Source organism: Thermus sp., assembly GCF_056332225.1.
In genome coordinates this window covers 1-693 of sequence record NZ_JBWGQW010000192.1, presented here as the reverse complement: position 1 = coordinate 693, position 693 = coordinate 1, and the positions used below count along the sequence as shown (strand labels likewise).

Here is a 693-nt window from a genome sequence, read left to right as displayed (position 1 = left end):
GCCCTGGTGGGGGATGACGACCAGGCCATCTACGGGTTCATGGGGGCGGACGGGACCTCGTTCCTCTCGGTCCCGGTGGAAGGGGAGGTCGTTCTCTCCCAATCGTACCGCGTCCCGGCCAGGGTGCAACGGGTGGCCGAGGCCATCGCGGCCCGCATCGCCACCCGGGCCCAGAAGCACTACGCTCCCCGGGGCGAGGCGGGCGAGGTGCGCTTCCTCTGGGTGCCCCCGGAGGAGCCCTACCACGCCGTGGCGGACGCCCTGGAACGGGTGAACCGGGGGGAGAGCGTCCTCTTCCTCGCCACGGCCAAGTACCTCCTGGAGGAGCTGAAGGAGGAGCTCCTCCTCCGGGGGGAGCCTTACGCCAACCCCTACGCCCCTCACCGCCATTCCTTCAACCTCTTCCCCCAGGGGGCGAAGAGCGCCTGGGAGCGGGCCCGCAGCTTCCTCTTCCCGAACCGCATCGCGGCGGACGTGAAGGCCTGGGCCAGGTACGTCCGGGCCGAGGTGTTCGCCATGCCCGCAGGGAAGGCCAGGGAGTACCTGGCCGCCTTCCCGGACGAGGAAAAGCTCACCGACGACCACCCCATCTGGAACGCCTTACGACCCGGGCACCGGGAGCGGGCGGTGGCCCGGGACGTCTCCTGGCTCCTGGACCACCTCCTGGGGAACGCGCCCAAGACCATGAGGCAG

Annotated in this window: 1 pseudogene; it reads left to right on the top strand. The window is 70.6% G+C overall.

What is annotated here, in order from left to right:
• A pseudogene (locus AC01Y6_RS10845) lies at nt 1-693 on the top strand (hypothetical protein); the annotation flags it as partial.